Origin of the sequence: uncultured Streptococcus sp. (assembly GCF_963518475.1) — a bacterium.
GTDB lineage: Bacteria > Bacillota > Bacilli > Lactobacillales > Streptococcaceae > Streptococcus.
Window position 1 is genome coordinate 55,119 of the sequence record NZ_CAUQJA010000012.1, and the last position, 15,557, is coordinate 70,675.

Sequence of the window (15,557 nt, forward strand, 5' to 3'; positions counted from 1 at the left end):
AGAATATAACAAGTGATTATTTGTTTGTTACAAACATCATTTGTTGCTTACAAACATAATATACTCCTATTTCTGGAAAAAGTCAACAGCTAGTGTTTGTTTTTGTGTTTTTTAATTAAAAAATTTCGATATCAAAACCAATTTGATCCACTTGACCAGGTTCTAGGAGACGAACATTCTTCTTATCTTCTAGATGATCTCCTTCTTCAAGGGATGTTGACAAGCCAGACCATGGTTCAAAAGCAATGAAAGGACCTTTATTCAAAGTTGACCAAATAATAAGATTTAAGAACTCTGTAAAGTGCACTTTCAATCCCTTATCATGTTTACGAGAACGAAGCGCAATTGTTCTAGATTGCAATTCATCTAAGGTGACTGCATCTGTGCTGAAAAGATCATAACTAAGATCTATTTCTTTTTGCCCCTCTAGCCATGGACTTCTATCTTGAAAATCCAGCATACCCGTTTCTGGGAAAGGACGTGGAACAGAGCAAGTCTCTTCTTTTTCAAACTCTAAATAGTAATCTTCATAGACTTCATCATCCAGTAGAGGACAATTAAATCCTGGATGTCCACCAATAAAGTAAGGCATGACCTTGCTATTTTCTTTATTGAAAATCTTGTATTGAGTTCGTACTGTCTTGCCAGTAAGGCTATAAGTGATTTCTAGTCTGAAATGATAAGGATAGTTTTGAGAGCTATTCTCATCGTCCTCAATTGCAAAAGTTACACTCTTATCTGTCTGTTCAACTAATTCAAATTCTTTCTTACGAACCAAACCATGACGAGGAATCTTTCCTTTACTTTCTTGTCCCTTCTCATCTATATAGACGGCTGTATCCTCTCTCAAAGAACCACAAATGGGGAAGAGAACAGGAGCTTGTCCACTCCAATAAGTAGCATCCCCTTGCCACAAATACTCAAGTCCCTCAGTATCTTTTATAGAAGAAATAGCTCCACCAAAACTGTTAAATTCAACTCTTAATTGTTCTGATTTTAATTCAATTACCATTATTTTCTCCGATTTCTTGATAGTTTATAAAAAACTAGGCTGTCACTCCTAATGGTATGACAACCTAGTTTCAACAATTTACACTCTGCGAAAATCCAATTCAAACTTCGTCAGCATCACCTTACCGTACTTTAGTACAGCCTGCGGCTAGCTTCCTAGTTTGCTCTTTGATTTTCATTGAGCTTACATTTTATAGGAGCGCATTATTTTGCTTTTGCTGCGTACTCTTCATTACGTTTGATCATTTGTTTTCTGTACCAAGCAAAGATACCGATATAGAATACAAGGAAGACTACAGCACCAAGGATTGCTTTGATATCACCAGTTGTAGTGTTACCAATTGTCCAACCAAGAAGTTTTTCGATTGGTCCTTCAAGAGTTGAGTGAGTGATCAATTGAGTTTCGCTCACACCTGCTGGGAAGGCACCTACACCTTTAGCAAGTTCTGTTGCAAATGGTGCGATAAGTGTACCTGAAAGAAGGAAGAGTGGCAACAAGAGTGTTCCGAAAATAATCATACGGAGCAATTTACCACGTGTTACAACCAAGAGAGCTGGAGTAACACCCATTGCGATGATACCTGCAAGTGGCAAGATACCATTTCCAACTTTTGAAAGAAGCACAGCTTCAATCAACATGATTGGTGCAAGTACGTTAGCACAAGCCCAGATTTCAGCACGACCAGCGATGAATGGCCAGTCAAGACCGATGTTGAATTTACGTCCTTGAAGACGTTTAGTAGCAACGTTTGTAATACCTTGTGATAGTGGTTCTACGGCTGCGATGAACCATGAACCGATAAGTGAGAAGAGTTCCAAAGATACACCGGCAGTCAAACCAAGAGACAACCATCCTCTGATAACAAGACGCCATTTATCTGCATCTGCAACCCCTTCAATTGGATGTGGAGTTCCCATAATACCGATAACAATACCAAGAATGAAACCGATAAAGAATTTAGATCCCCAGAAACCGATTTTTTTGTTCAATTTAGCAGCATCAAAGTCATATTTATCAAGACCTGGGAAGAATTTTTCAAAAATCTTATCCAAAACCATGATAACTGGGTTCATCATGTAGTTCATGTGAGTTGATGTCATTGGTGATGAACTTGGTGCGTTAAGAAGGTCATCAAATGTAGGTTTCATCAAGTCAGAGTTGATAATTTTCAACACACCAACAAGTACGATAGCTGCTGTAGCAATCAAGAGTGAAACCCCTTGGCTCACACCGTTGTTGTCTGCATACCATTTAATCAAAAGACCTGTGATAGACAAGTGCCAGATATCGAAGATATCGACATCAAGTGTATCAGTTTTCTTCATAGCAAGCATCACTACGTTGACAATCAACATGATAAGCAAGAAGTAAAGTGTCCAAGCAGATCCCCAAGTGATTGTTGCAAGTGGTGCCCAACCAACGTCAGTGATACTCAATTGGATGCCAGTGTTTTCAACGAATTTTGCAAGTGATGCTGAGAAAGCACCATTTAGCATACCGATGATAGCTCCGATACCAGTAAGAGCGATGGCAAGTTTGATACCACCTTCAAGCGCTTTGGAGAATTTCACTCCAAAAAGTAAAGCCAATACTGTCAAAATGATTAACATGATGACAGGCCCACCCATATCTAAGATAGGTGTGAAAAATTCTTTGATTAGGCCAAAGATTGCATCCATAACAGTTCCTCCCTTTTTATGTTATATGAATGTTAACAAATTGATAATTAGCTTAATCCGTGTTCTTTGATAGCTGCTTCAATATTGTCAAATACTGGAGCACTCATTGCTGGGATACGGAATAAGATTAGTCCAGCTTCGATAACTGGAATACCTGGGTCAAAACCAAGGTCTGTAGCAGCAATTGGTGTGAAGATGTCATAACCTTTGATAAGGTCTTCGTTAACGTCTTTTACCATAACTGCATCACAGTGAACATCAAAACCGCGGTTTGAAAGTTCTTCTTCAAGAGCACTTTTAATTTGGTGGCTTGAGTTAACACCTGCACCGCAGGCAGCAAGAATTTTAATCATATGGATTTCCTCCGATTTTATATTTTTAATAGACAAGATTAAGCTGTTGCTTCAGAGATATAGGTATAGAGGGCTTCTGGTTCAGAAATTTTTGATAGGTCTTCAAGATGACCATTTCCAGTAAAGAAGTCCATCAACTGAGCAAGAATGTTCGTTTGGCTTGAACTTGAGTTATTAATGATAAAGAAGAGTAAGGATACTTCTACTTCCTTATCTGGCGCAATCATATTGTGGAAAGTCACTGGTTTTTCTAATCGAACGACCACAACTTTTTCGGCAAGATTATGAACTATATCTGTGTGAGGAATAGCCACATTCGGCAAATCCTTACCCAAAAATTCCATATCTAAGCCAGTTGGAAATGACTTTTCACGCGTGATCAGGGCTTCACGATAGGTCGGAGTCACGATTTCTCGTTCTTCCAATAAAGTTGCGACCTGATCAAAGAGATGTTCTTGATTATCCGCTTCTAAGCAAAACACAAGGTTTTTGTCAAAGAAATGATCTAATCCCATAAGGTTTTCCCTTCTTTCCATTAACTTTATGCTATAAGTATAACACTATATGAAATCGTTGTCAATATTTTTTGTTGTTTTTTGTCCTTTTTTTGATTATTTTGTTTATTTTTTATCTTTATAAGCAAAACAAACATTTAAAACAAACATTTAAAACGGTTTTTAATGACTTAAACAAAAAACAGGATACCAATCCTGCTTTAATAATTATTTTTGAATTGTCCAACTCTCTTCAATCATGGGAAGTAGATTTTTTAATGTTTCTGGAGTCCCTTCTAAAGCAACATATCTGAACTTACCATCACTAGATTTAAAAATCCATGTAATGATGTATTTTCCAGACTTAGAAATTGCGTTAACTACATAGGCTTCATAACCTCCAATAGTTGACTTAGAACCCCATACTTTAGTGAATTCTGGATTACTTTCTTTTGAAGTAAAAATACTATCAGAAATACGAACTGTTTCAAGTTTTTGAAATTCATTATCAGAAATACCAAATTGTTCTGCTTTAAAAGTATTCAAGGTGACAATATTGACATCCGTACCGTCTGAATATTGAATATCATTGCCTCCCTGTACTTCATTGAACTTAATCCAAGACTTTGGTACTTTAACGAACCCATACTCATCAGAACCAATAACCTGTGTTTCTTCAGTCTTCTTATCAGAACTTGTAGTCGTCGGGGTAGACCCTTCCTGGCTACTTGAAGAACTAGTAATCACATTCGTGCTAGATTCTGTTTGACTCTTATTTGAACATGCCACTAACGTGACACTTGTAAGCAAAATAGATGCTAAAAGTAAAATTTTTTTCATGATAACCTCCATATGTTACTCTACCATAAATGGAGTTAATTTACAATTTTTAATAAAAACAAATAAAATATAAGAATTTTTCCAATTTTAGTTCAAACATTGGATTTGATAATATAGAATATACTCTTGATTATGAAAACTGACTAAGTCGTATCGAATATCTATCTATCCAATTATTGAATTCTATAATAACATTGAATCACTTTCCGAATATCCTTTTTCAACAAATATTTTAATATTCATTGTATTTGCTTGACTCAATCGTATATTCTTACTAAAAGTTAATAAATATAAATATATTGTCGTAAAAAACATAACAATTAAATTACCATATACATAAATATAAATAAGTAAAGAACTGGCAATAACCACATTTATAATTAGGAGAAGCCAATTTTTTAATTTAAAATTACTAAACTTTTCAACTACATGGTAATGACGAGAATTTTCTAATATAAAAATTTTATTAATCATCAGTTTTTGCTTATAAGAATAGCCCAAGCGAAATAATACTGATAATATAACAGGTAACGCAGAAAAGATAAAATACGTAAATCTATGAGATAAAACAAGATTAAATTTATTAAAGCCAATAAATTCTATTAAAAGAATGAAAAAAATCACTATCATTATCGGTAGCATGAAAAATCTACCTAATTTTATATTTTTTGTTATATCTTCTCGCTTATCCTCAGATTGCTTTTTTATCTTATAAAATAAATCAAAATCAATCTTATAAATTTTATAAAAATAACCAAAACAAGTCGTAGATTCACAATCCAGTAACCCGTAACCATTATTTATTTCAATTAATAAATATCGAGTAAAACCATATAATTTTTCAATTTTAATTTGTTTTTCTTCTAATGCTTTCATCATATGTTAAAGGAATCGCCCCTTCTTTACTAACAATTATAGATCCAAGCGGTAAAATAGAATCATTATTCTAATTCATTTTCTGCCCCAGTTCTTTATCAATTTTATTTAAAATTTTCCTAGTCATAATAACTTTTAGTATTCCATATAACCTCCGTATTTTACTCTACCATAAATGGAGTTAAGTTACAATTTTTAACTAAAAATATAAAACTCTTGAATATATTTCAAGAGTTTTATATAGAATCATTATTCTTCATCCATGCTCAAGACGCTAAGGAAGGCTTCTTGTGGAACTTCTACTGATCCGATAGCTTTCATACGTTTCTTACCAGCTTTTTGTTTCTCAAGCAGTTTGCGTTTACGAGAAACATCACCACCATAACATTTAGCAAGTACGTTCTTACGAAGGGCCTTGATATCAGTACGAGCGACAATCTTGTGTCCAATAGCTGCTTGGATTGGCACCTCAAATTGTTGACGAGGGATAATTTTCTTGAGCTTATCAACGATGAGTTTCCCACGTTCGTAGGCAAAATCCTTATGAACGATAAAGCTAAGGGCATCCACCTTGTCTCCATTGAGAAGAATATCCATTTTGACCAGCTTAGATGGGCGATATTCTGACAATTCGTAGTCAAAACTTGCATAACCACGTGTCGAAGACTTAAGTTTATCAAAGAAGTCAAAGACGATTTCAGCAAGGGGAATTTGATAGATAACATTGACACGGTTATCATCGATATAGTCCATAGTCACAAAATCCCCACGCTTGCGCTGAGCTAATTCCATCACTGCTCCTACGAACTCCTGTGGTACCATGATTTGCGCCTTAACATAAGGCTCTTCAATGGTCGCAATCTTGGTTGGGTCTGGAAATTCAGATGGGTTAGACACATCCATAGACTCACCGTCGGTCAAATTAACTTTGTAAATAACAGACGGAGCTGTCATGATGAGGTCGATGTTGAACTCACGTTCCAAACGTTCTTGGATAACATCCATATGGAGAAGACCAAGGAAACCACAACGGAAACCAAATCCAAGTGCCTGAGATGTTTCTGGTTCAAATTGGAGACTAGCATCATTCAGTTGCAATTTTTCAAGGGCTTCACGTAGGTCATTGTACTTGTTTGACTCGATAGGATATAGACCCGCAAAGACCATAGGATTCATCTGCTTGTAACCATGTAATGGCTCAGCCGCAGGATTGGTTGCCAAGGTAACGGTATCACCCACACGAGTGTCCTGAACTGTCTTAATAGAAGCAGCAATATAACCAACGTCACCAGTCGCAAGGAAATCACGACCAACTGCCTTGGGTGTAAAAATACCAACTTCTGTCACATCAAAGGTCTTACCATTGCTCATGAGCTGAATCTTATCGCCAGGTTTAACCACTCCGTCCATGACACGCACTTGGAGGATAACCCCACGGTAAGCATCGTAAACAGAGTCGAAAATCAAGGCCTTAAGAGGCGCCGTCACATCACCTGTTGGCGCTGGCACTTTTTCCACGATTTGCTCGAGGATTTCTTCAATACCAATACCAGCCTTGGCAGATGCTAGGACTGCTTCGCTGGCATCCAAACCAATGACATCTTCAATCTCTGTACGCACGCGCTCAGGATCTGCAGCTGGTAGGTCAATTTTGTTAATGACTGGCATGATTTCCAAATCATTGTCCAAGGCTAGATAAACGTTAGCAAGGGTTTGAGCCTCAATACCTTGAGCGGCATCGACCACCAAAATAGCACCCTCACAGGCAGCGAGCGAACGTGAAACTTCATAGGTAAAGTCCACGTGCCCAGGTGTGTCTATCAAGTGGAAAATATAAGTTTCCCCATCTTTTGCAGTGTAATTCAACTCGATGGCATTCAACTTAATGGTAATTCCACGTTCCCGTTCTAGATCCATGCTATCCAAAAGCTGAGCTTGCATTTCACGGCTTGAAACGGTCTCTGTCTTTTCCAAAATGCGGTCTGCTAGAGTCGACTTTCCGTGGTCAATATGGGCGATAATAGAGAAGTTCCGGATCTTCTCCTGTCGTTTTTTCAATTCTTCTAAGTTCATGATTCTCTTCCTTTCAGGGTATCTATTTATTATAAATTGTTTTTGACATTTTGACAAGACTATACCCTGCTAGGAGTACTAATCTTCAGCAACAAAGCCGTCATTTTCGATAAAGTGGTGTTCTGTCATTCCTTGGTCTGTAAAGACAATCCCGTGAAGGACACCACCATAGACAGCTCCTCCGTCCATCCCAATCTTACCATCTTCTGTAGTCCAAAGCTCAGCTGTACCTCGGTCTTGCTTTAACAAACCATAAACCGGTGTATGACCAAAGACAATGATTTTTCCAGTATGATTTTCTGCTTCGTGGAATGGTTTTCTAAGCCAGACTTTTTTATAATCTGTGGTTTCACGCCAGTCATCCAAGGTCAAATCAATACCAGCATGTACAAAGATATACTTGTCTGTCTCTACCACAAATGGCATTTGACGAATAAACTTGACCAAGTCTGCTGCTTCAGTAGCAACACGCTTGGCATCTTCTACTCCGTCAACTGGTGCATCCAAGGGACGACCTAGGATAGAGTTAATGGTTGTATCTCCACCATTGCGACGATAGTGGTCATAGCTTTCTTCTGGGTCATCGAGCCAAGTTAAAAACATATACTCATGGTTTCCTGATAAACAGATCGCCCCTTGATTATCAACCAAGTCCTTAACCATTTCAAGAACGCGGCGACTATCTTCACCGCGGTCAATCAAATCCCCTAGAAAGAGCAACTGGGTCTGACCATCCCAGGTTTTGAGAAGGTCTTCCAGCATCCCAGCTTTTCCGTGAACATCTCCAATTACATAATAGTCTGTCATCTTATTTCTCCCTGTTTCTCAACAATTCTCTGGCTTGCGTCAGGGCTGCTTCTGTCACATCATCACCTGCCAACATCTTGGCAACTTCTTCCACTCGCTCTTCAACCGTCAAGAGACGAACAGTCGAAACTGTTGAATGGTCATTGCTAATCTTCTCAATAAAGAATTGATAATCCGCAATCGCAATCACTTGTGGCAAATGGGAAATAGCCAGTACCTGACCATGCTGACCAATCTTGTGAATCTTCTGTGCAATAGCCTGAGCTACACGGCCTGAAACTCCCGTATCCACCTCATCAAAAACAATGCTGGTCTTACCTTCTTTACGTGAAAAGGCAGACTTAATGGCTAGCATGAGACGAGATAATTCTCCGCCAGATGCAACCTTGACCAAGGGTTTAAAATCTTCGCCAGGGTTGGTTGAAATATAAAACTCAACCATTTCATTTCCTTCACGACTGAATTTGCCCTTGCTAAAACGAACCTGAAACTGGGCTTTTTCCATATAAAGATCTTGAAGCTCTTGTTTAATCTCAGATTCTAATTGCTGAGCCAAATCATGACGATCAGATGCAAGCTTACCTGCCAAGTCGACAAGATTGACTTCCAATTTCTTAAGCTCTGCTTCCATGTCCTCAGATGAAAGATTATTGCCTGTCAAGAGATTGTATTCTTCCGTAATCTTGGCAAAATAAAGCAAGACATCGTCTACAGTCCCACCATACTTACGGGTAATAGTATGAAGGAGGTCCAAACGATTCTCAACCTGCATGAGGCGATTGCCATCAAAATCAAGGTCCTCAATGATAGCTTCTAAACGCTTGCCAATATCTTCTAAGACATAGTAGGTCTCAGACAGAGAGCTTGAAATTTCACGATATTCAGGGTCGTACTCTTCGACACTTTCCATGTCATTCATGGCTGAACGAACATTGGCTAAACTTGAAAAGTCTTCATTGTCCAACATACTGTAGGCATTAGTCAGTGTATCCGCAATATTTTTATGGTTGAGAAGTTTATCTCGCTCTTGGTTGAGAGCCAGGTCTTCTCCAGCTTGCAAGTTTGCCGCCTCAATCTCTGCCATTTGAAATTCCAACATTTCAATACGTGCCTTATGTTCCTGTTGGTTTTTCTTGACTTCCAGAACCTGCTTACGCATTTTACGGTAGGCATCAAAACTCGTTTGATAGGTTTCTTTCAATTCCCAAAAAGCTGCATCGCCAAATTCATCCAACATCTGGATATGCAGTTGGGGACGCATTAACTCCTCTTGGTCATGCTGACCATGAATATCTACCAGATGTTGCCCAATAGCGCGCAAAACAGACAGATTAACCATCTGGCCATTGACACGACTAATACTCCGACCATTTTGCAGAATTTCTCGACGGATGATAATTTCATCACCCATTTCCAAACCTTGCTCATCAAAAATTTCCTGTAAAAGGCGACTATTCTCAACTGAGAAAAGCCCCTCTATCTCTGCCTTTGGCGCACCATGACGAATAACATCTGTCGTCGCACGAGCTCCCAACATCATATTCATGGCATCAATGATAATCGACTTCCCTGCACCCGTTTCACCAGTCAGGACAGTCATCCCCTTTTCAAAATTGAGGGAAATAGCCTCAATAATGGCAAAGTTTTTTATCGAAATTTCAAGTAACATATAGACCTACCAATTTTTTACTTGTTCAAAGATTTCCTCAGCTAGACTTTCACTTCTGGCAATGACTAAAATCGAGCTATCATCAGCTAAACAGCTAAAAATCTTATCCGCAAAAGTCTCGGTTAACTGAGCTTTTACAAAAGCCGTATTTCCTGGAATAACTTGGAGATTGATCATCTTATCCATCAATTCAGCTGACTCAATATTGTCTTCAGCCAGTTGCAAACTTTTTACGATTGATTTTGGCAATTCGTAGACATAGGTATTGTCTCTCAAAGGAATTTTGACAATGCCTAGCTCTTTGATATCACGTGATACTGTCGCCTGAGTGGCAGTGATGCCTGCCTCTTTCAAATGTTCTACAATTTCTTCTTGCGTACCGATTTGGTAATCTGTCACAAATCGTCTAATTTTTTCAAGTCTCTCTTTTTTATTCATTTTTAAATTGACTATGCGCCCTCTCTACTACTTCTTCAATTTCAGCAAGAACCTGGTTGCTTGCTGACTCTTCTTTTTTCAAATACGCTAAAAATTCAATATTTCCATGCCCACCTTGGATGGGAGAAAAATCCAATCCAAGGACTGAAAAGCCTGCCTCTACTGCCATAGCTGTGACAGATTCAAGGACATTCTGGTGAACCTTGGCATCTCGAATAATTCCATTTTTCCCAATCTGCTCACGTCCTGCCTCAAACTGAGGCTTAACCAAAGCCACAACTTGGCCTTGTTCAGCCAAGACACGGTGCAAGGCTGGAAGAATCAGACTGAGGGAAATGAAACTCACATCAATACTGGCAAAGCTTGGTTCCTGCTCGAAATCAGTCTTTTCAGCATAGCGGAAATTGAACTGCTCCATGCTGACAACTCGTGAGTCTTGGCGTAATTTCCAAGCCAACTGATTGGTACCGACATCGACTGCAAAGATCAACTCAGCACCATTTTGCAACATGACATCGGTAAATCCTCCAGTAGAAGCACCGATATCAATCGTTGTTGCCCCTTCCACTGACAATTCAAAAACCTGCAAGGCCTTTTCCAGTTTCAAACCACCACGGCTGACATACTTGAGTTTCTCCCCCTTGAGTTTTAGCTCGGTGTCATCTGGAATTTTCTCTCCTGGCTTGTCAAAACGCTCTCCGTTAAGGACTGCTACGACTAGACCAGCCATTACTCCACGCTTGGCCTGTTCTCGCGTTTCAAACAAACCCTGTTTATAAGCTAGTACGTCCACTCTTTCCTTAGCCATTGATTCTCAAACTTTCTACTACACTTACAATCGATTCTATCTCAAAAGGAACCTGCTGGGCAATATCTTCTAATTTGGCATTAGCTTGGTCCAAGGTTTGGTTACAAAAGGCAATAGCCTCTTCCAAGCCCAACAAGGCTGGATAGGTTGACTTTTCTGCCTGCAGGTCCTTTTGTGGCGTCTTGCCGATTTCCTCAAAACTGGCGGTCACATCTAACACATCATCTCGAACTTGAAAAGCAAGACCAATCAATTCACCAACAGTTTTCAGTTTTGCTTGTATTTCAGGAGCCAATTCAGCTATAATAGCAGCTGCCTGGAAGGGATAGGCTAGTAGTTTCCCAGTCTTATTGGCATGAACGGTCTGGAGTTCTTCCAAAGACAAATGCTGGTGTTCCCCTTCCATGTCCAAAACCTGCCCTGCTACCATGCCTAGACTTCCTGAAGCAAGGGATAAGTTGGCAATCAAGTCCACCTTGATCTGACTTGGCAAATCTGCCTGCGCTATCAAGGCATAAGGATCTAGGAATAAGGCATCTCCAGCCAAAATAGCCATTGCTTCACCGAATTTCTTGTGATTGGTCAAGCGTCCCCGACGGTAATCATCATCATCCATAGCTGGAAGATCATCATGAATCAAGCTCCCTGTATGAATCATTTCCAAGGCAGCGGCCACCTGCGCGTGAGCAGGTTTGATGGCAATATGCAAGGCTTCCAGAACTTCTAATAAGAGAAAAGGCCGAATACGCTTGCCACCAGCAAGAATGGAATAGAGAACCGACTCTCGCAAACTAGAGGCAAACTGCTGGTCTCCATAAAAATCTTCCAAGGTCGACTCGACAAGAGCTAATTTTTCTTGCTTCTTCATTCAAAATCACTTTCTGTTCCGTCTTCTTGCATAACCTTTACCAAGGTCTTTTCAGCCTTGTCCAGCGTCGCTTGGAGCTCTTTTGACAAGACCATGCCCTTTTGAAAGGCCGCAATCGCATCTTCCAAAGCAATTTCACCATTTTCCAAACTTTGGACAATGGCCTCCAGTTCTGCTAGATTTTCCTCAAATTTCTTTTGTTTTGACATCTTTAACCTCTAATTCTACTTGACCATCTCGCATCAAAAGCGTCACTTGGTCTTTTTTCTTCAAACTCTCAACCGAATCTACAACGGACTCTTCTTTTTTGACAATAGCATAACCACGCGCCACGATTCGACTGGTATCCAACATCATCAAGGCTTCTGAAAGTCTTTTCACCTCAGCAACCTTGGCATCATAAACCAGCGCCATTTGGCTACGTAGGAGTTTGTCCAACTGACCTAGGCGATCTTGATAACGCTGGATTTTGGTAATAGGTGATAATTGGACCAGTTGATGAGTCCTTGCTTGTACTAATTGGTTGCTATCAAAAATCCGTGCTCGCAAACTTTGTTTTAAACGCAGTTGTAGTTGGTCCAAACGTTGTAAATAGCCATCATACAAGCGCTCTGGCTGTCTAAAGATAACAGACTGACTGCATTTTTTCAAAGATTCTTGTTTCTTAGATAGGACATTTCGGACTGCTGTTGCCATCCGTTTTTCCTGATTTTGCAAATGAGCTAATAGATCCAACTTGGTCACAGGTGTTGCTAGTTCAGCTGCAGCTGTTGGCGTTGCAGCTCGTCGATCTGCCACAAAATCTGCCAAGGTCACATCCGTCTCATGCCCCACACTAGAGATAACTGGTAAACGAGATTCAAAAATCGCTCGTACCACGACTTCTTCGTTAAAGGCCCAAAGATCCTCGATAGAACCTCCACCACGACCAATAATCAGCAAATCCAAATCGTCCTGTTGATTAGCACGCGCAATATTTCGAGCAATTTCCTCCGCAGAACCTTCACCTTGAACCTTAGTTGGATAAAGTAAGATATCGACACCTGGAAAGCGCCTGCTGACGGTCGTGATAATATCTCGAATAACGGCTCCGCTGCGACTGGTTACTACACCAATTCTCTTAGAAAATTGAGGCAGAGGTTGCTTGAACCTCTCTTGAAACAGGCCTTCTTCTGTCAATTTTTTCTTGAGTTGTTCAAACTGAATAGCAAGCGCCCCAACCCCGTCAGGCTCAGCCTTTTCAATAATGATGGAGTAGCTACCACTCGGTTCGTAGACCTGTACACGCCCAATCACATTGATCTTCATCCCTTCTTCCAGGTCGAAACCTAATTTCTGATAAATCCCAGACCAGATAGTCGCTTGAATGACTGCATGATCATCTTTTAGGGAGAAATATTGGTGAGTAGGTCTTTTACGAAAGTTGGAAACTTGACCAGTTAAATAGACCCGTTCCAAATAAGGGTCTTTATCGAATTTCATTTTCAGATACTTGGTCAAAGTTGTTACCGATAAATACTTTTCCATCTCCACCTACTATTCATTTTCTTGCTCTTTCATGGGTATTATTATACCAAAAATATGCCTAAAAATCTCCATTTATGTACCATTATGAGGGAAAAATAGAAAAAGGAGGCAAGGCCTCCACATCTGATTATTTGCTGTTTCGAGCTTCTTCCAAAATCTTAGCAATCTTGGTCGTCAACAGGTCAATAGCCACTGTGTTGCTGACTCCCTCAGGAATGACGATATCAGCATAACGTTTGGTCGGCTCGATAAACTGATGGTACATGGGCTTGACCACACCTAAATACTGGTCAATAACGCTATCAAGACTACGGCCACGCTCCTCCATATCACGCTTGATACGACGAATAATGCGCACATCATCATCCGTATCCACAAAAATCTTGATATCCATCAAATCGCGCAGACGCTTGTCCTCCAAGACCAAAATCCCCTCAACGATAAAGACATCTTGAGGCTCTTGACGATAAGTCTTACTACTCCGTGTATGCTCTGTATAGTCATAAGTTGGAATGTCCACCGGACGCCCTGCCAACAATTCCTTAATTTGCTCGATCATCAAGTCTGTATCAAAAGCAAAAGGATGGTCGTAGTTGGTTTTGACACGCTCTTCAAAGGTCAAGTGAGACTGATCCTTGTAATATGAATCATGCTCAATCATGGAAATCTTTTCATCAGGAAAATGCGATAAAATGGCTCTTGAAACACTGGTCTTACCTCCACCAGAACCACCTGTCACTCCGATAATGATTGGTCTATTTTGCATGCTATCCTCCGTTTTTTTATCCGTCGTCTATTCTATCACATTTTTTGCAAAATTTATAGTATGGTTTGAATAGTCTATGGGAAATAACACTCCCTACACCCCAGTTAGACTAGCTAAAAACCTTTCTTGGCTTGTAGAGATTGCCTCGTTTCTCTAGAATGGCTAACAATTTATCTCCTTCAAAGGCAGCCAATTCTTTGTCTGTTTGCTCTAGCTCGATAAAGCGACCAAAACGTACTTCTGTAGCCTCTTCTGGACTTAGGAAAACTTTGACAAGGTCGCCTGTCCCAATCTCTAGAGGATGGAGAAAGTCCAGCTGACCAGCCTCCACTTTTCTAGCAATTTCTTCCAAGGTAAGAGCATCCTCCAGTTGCAAACCAGCTGCACTAGTACGAGTCAGATGTGACATATGAGCCGCATAACCAAGCTTCTCTCCCAAGTCAACTGATAAGGTGCGAATATAAGTTCCCTTACTGCATTTCACACGAAAAGTAAAGCGTGCAAGTTCACCATCATAAGAAATTGGACTGGTTCGCTCAAACTGATAAATAGTCACCTGACGTTCTGGACGCTCCACTTCCTGACCAGCACGAGCATACTCATAGAGCTTGCGACCATTGACCTTGACCGCTGAGTACATAGGCGGAATCTGACTAATAGGTCCAGTCAGATTCGTAATCGCTTCATCAATAAGCTTTTCATCTAAAGGCGACAAAACAGGTGTCTCTGCGACTAATTCTCCACTGGCATCCTCAGTCGTTGTTGAATAGCCCAGAGTGATTTCCCCCTCATAGACCTTACCCTCGTCCTGCATAAACTCGACCATGCGGGTTGCCTTGCCAACCGCAATCGGCAAAACACCCACCACATCCGGATCCAAGGTTCCACCGTGACCAATTTTCTTGGTTCCCAAAATCTTACGCAGTTTAAAAACCGCATCATGCGAGGTCATCCCTGCTTCTTTTTTTAAATTAATAATACCGTTCATTTTTGCTTTCTCACTCCCCCTTCATTTATTCATGTTTAACTCTTTTCCTATCAATATCAATAGTAAAAATATTTACAGTTCAGAATTAATCCCTTTTTCTCGAATCCCTACCATGATATCTGTATATAAAACATCATTTATCTTGCTTGAAATATAAAACACAGGTGTAGATTCTTCTAAGTCATTATCAAGCAATAATTTGGTTAGCAGGTATATAGCCTTATCAAAGTCAACATCTTCCTCGCCAGTAACTCTTACTCCTGCCATTCTAGGAACCAAAAAATAACTGTTATAGGCTGTCCCCTCCATTATCTCTTCTTTTCCTAGATAATCCTCATGAACGGGAAGATAGACTGTGA

At 39.9% G+C, this 15,557-nt stretch carries 16 protein-coding genes and 1 pseudogene; all 17 read right to left on the reverse strand.

Translation table 11 applies throughout. The features are described 5' to 3' along the window. Positions 1 to 115: 115 nt before the first annotated feature. Positions 116 to 1,012, reverse strand: a complete 897-nt coding sequence (locus RYK12_RS06335) for an aldose 1-epimerase family protein (RefSeq protein WP_314847839.1) — start codon at positions 1,010 to 1,012, stop codon at positions 116 to 118. A gap of 203 nt (positions 1,013 to 1,215) precedes the next feature. Next, a complete protein-coding gene (locus RYK12_RS06340) occupies positions 1,216 to 2,691 on the reverse strand; it encodes a PTS galactitol transporter subunit IIC (RefSeq protein ID WP_247953013.1) in 1,476 nt (491 codons plus the stop codon). 47 nt (positions 2,692 to 2,738) lie between these two features. Beyond that, positions 2,739 to 3,044: a PTS sugar transporter subunit IIB gene (locus RYK12_RS06345; RefSeq protein WP_016398704.1), complete on the reverse strand. Its 306-nt coding sequence runs from the start codon at positions 3,042 to 3,044 to the stop codon at positions 2,739 to 2,741. A 38-nt stretch (positions 3,045 to 3,082) separates the two neighbouring features. Beyond that, on the reverse strand, positions 3,083 to 3,559 hold the full coding sequence (locus RYK12_RS06350) for a PTS sugar transporter subunit IIA (RefSeq protein ID WP_314847843.1): 477 nt from the start codon (positions 3,557 to 3,559) through the stop codon (positions 3,083 to 3,085). Positions 3,560 to 3,766: 207 nt separating this feature from the next. Beyond that, complete coding sequence (locus RYK12_RS06355) at positions 3,767 to 4,378, reverse strand: hypothetical protein (RefSeq protein ID WP_033686909.1); 612 nt, start codon at positions 4,376 to 4,378, stop codon at positions 3,767 to 3,769. A 183-nt stretch (positions 4,379 to 4,561) separates the two neighbouring features. Then, entirely contained in the window at positions 4,562 to 5,257 is a 696-nt protein-coding gene (locus RYK12_RS06360) for a hypothetical protein (RefSeq protein WP_049535845.1), read from the reverse strand. Between the two features lie 246 nt (positions 5,258 to 5,503). After that, positions 5,504 to 7,327 carry a translation elongation factor 4 gene (gene lepA / locus RYK12_RS06365; protein WP_001047207.1) on the reverse strand — a complete coding sequence of 608 codons (1,824 nt, stop codon included), beginning with the start codon at positions 7,325 to 7,327 and terminating at the stop codon, positions 5,504 to 5,506. Positions 7,328 to 7,405: 78 nt separating this feature from the next. Further along, on the reverse strand, positions 7,406 to 8,134 hold the full coding sequence (locus RYK12_RS06370) for a metallophosphoesterase family protein (RefSeq protein ID WP_314847847.1): 729 nt from the start codon (positions 8,132 to 8,134) through the stop codon (positions 7,406 to 7,408). Position 8,135: 1 nt separating this feature from the next. After that, on the reverse strand, positions 8,136 to 9,803 hold the full coding sequence (recN, locus tag RYK12_RS06375) for a DNA repair protein RecN (RefSeq protein ID WP_314847848.1): 1,668 nt from the start codon (positions 9,801 to 9,803) through the stop codon (positions 8,136 to 8,138). A gap of 6 nt (positions 9,804 to 9,809) precedes the next feature. Continuing rightward, entirely contained in the window at positions 9,810 to 10,241 is a 432-nt protein-coding gene (locus RYK12_RS06380; protein ID WP_001034401.1) for an arginine repressor, read from the reverse strand. Then, positions 10,234 to 11,049 (reverse strand): TlyA family RNA methyltransferase, encoded by an 816-nt coding sequence (locus RYK12_RS06385; protein ID WP_314847850.1) that lies wholly within the window; start codon positions 11,047 to 11,049, stop codon positions 10,234 to 10,236. The genes RYK12_RS06380 and RYK12_RS06385 overlap by 8 nt, the downstream gene beginning before the upstream one ends. Beyond that, positions 11,042 to 11,917, reverse strand: a complete 876-nt coding sequence (locus RYK12_RS06390; protein ID WP_314847852.1) for a farnesyl diphosphate synthase — start codon at positions 11,915 to 11,917, stop codon at positions 11,042 to 11,044. Before RYK12_RS06390 ends, RYK12_RS06385 begins: the two co-directional genes overlap by 8 nt. Beyond that, positions 11,914 to 12,126 carry an exodeoxyribonuclease VII small subunit gene (locus tag RYK12_RS06395; RefSeq protein ID WP_084865085.1) on the reverse strand — a complete coding sequence of 71 codons (213 nt, stop codon included), beginning with the start codon at positions 12,124 to 12,126 and terminating at the stop codon, positions 11,914 to 11,916. The genes RYK12_RS06390 and RYK12_RS06395 overlap by 4 nt, the downstream gene beginning before the upstream one ends. Next, entirely contained in the window at positions 12,104 to 13,444 is a 1,341-nt protein-coding gene (gene xseA, locus RYK12_RS06400) for an exodeoxyribonuclease VII large subunit (RefSeq protein WP_314847854.1), read from the reverse strand. Before xseA ends, RYK12_RS06395 begins: the two co-directional genes overlap by 23 nt. Positions 13,445 to 13,571: 127 nt before the next feature. Beyond that, positions 13,572 to 14,210 carry a uridine kinase gene (gene udk, locus RYK12_RS06405; protein WP_001181376.1) on the reverse strand — a complete coding sequence of 213 codons (639 nt, stop codon included), beginning with the start codon at positions 14,208 to 14,210 and terminating at the stop codon, positions 13,572 to 13,574. Positions 14,211 to 14,319: 109 nt separating this feature from the next. Further along, entirely contained in the window at positions 14,320 to 15,198 is an 879-nt protein-coding gene (gene truB, locus RYK12_RS06410) for a tRNA pseudouridine(55) synthase TruB (protein WP_314847855.1), read from the reverse strand. Positions 15,199 to 15,270: 72 nt separating this feature from the next. Beyond that, positions 15,271 to 15,557: pseudogene (locus tag RYK12_RS06415) on the reverse strand (DUF5085 domain-containing protein); the annotation flags it as partial.

Coding starts and splice junctions, on each gene's coding strand:
- RYK12_RS06340 (WP_247953013.1), bottom strand. CDS start 2,691: ATGGATGCAATCTTTGGCCTAATCAAAGAATTTTTCACACCTATCTTA.
- RYK12_RS06335 (WP_314847839.1), bottom strand. CDS start 1,012: ATGGTAATTGAATTAAAATCAGAACAATTAAGAGTTGAATTTAACAGT.
- RYK12_RS06395 (WP_084865085.1), bottom strand. CDS start 12,126: ATGTCAAAACAAAAGAAATTTGAGGAAAATCTAGCAGAACTGGAGGCC.
- RYK12_RS06355 (WP_033686909.1), bottom strand. CDS start 4,378: ATGAAAAAAATTTTACTTTTAGCATCTATTTTGCTTACAAGTGTCACG.
- RYK12_RS06360 (WP_049535845.1), bottom strand. CDS start 5,257: ATGATGAAAGCATTAGAAGAAAAACAAATTAAAATTGAAAAATTATAT.
- RYK12_RS06350 (WP_314847843.1), bottom strand. CDS start 3,559: ATGGGATTAGATCATTTCTTTGACAAAAACCTTGTGTTTTGCTTAGAA.
- recN (WP_314847848.1), bottom strand. CDS start 9,803: ATGTTACTTGAAATTTCGATAAAAAACTTTGCCATTATTGAGGCTATT.
- lepA (WP_001047207.1), bottom strand. CDS start 7,327: ATGAACTTAGAAGAATTGAAAAAACGACAGGAGAAGATCCGGAACTTC.
- RYK12_RS06385 (WP_314847850.1), bottom strand. CDS start 11,049: ATGGCTAAGGAAAGAGTGGACGTACTAGCTTATAAACAGGGTTTGTTT.
- RYK12_RS06370 (WP_314847847.1), bottom strand. CDS start 8,134: ATGACAGACTATTATGTAATTGGAGATGTTCACGGAAAAGCTGGGATG.
- RYK12_RS06345 (WP_016398704.1), bottom strand. CDS start 3,044: ATGATTAAAATTCTTGCTGCCTGCGGTGCAGGTGTTAACTCAAGCCAC.
- xseA (WP_314847854.1), bottom strand. CDS start 13,444: ATGGAAAAGTATTTATCGGTAACAACTTTGACCAAGTATCTGAAAATG.
- udk (WP_001181376.1), bottom strand. CDS start 14,210: ATGCAAAATAGACCAATCATTATCGGAGTGACAGGTGGTTCTGGTGGA.
- RYK12_RS06380 (WP_001034401.1), bottom strand. CDS start 10,241: ATGAATAAAAAAGAGAGACTTGAAAAAATTAGACGATTTGTGACAGAT.
- truB (WP_314847855.1), bottom strand. CDS start 15,198: ATGAACGGTATTATTAATTTAAAAAAAGAAGCAGGGATGACCTCGCAT.
- RYK12_RS06390 (WP_314847852.1), bottom strand. CDS start 11,917: ATGAAGAAGCAAGAAAAATTAGCTCTTGTCGAGTCGACCTTGGAAGAT.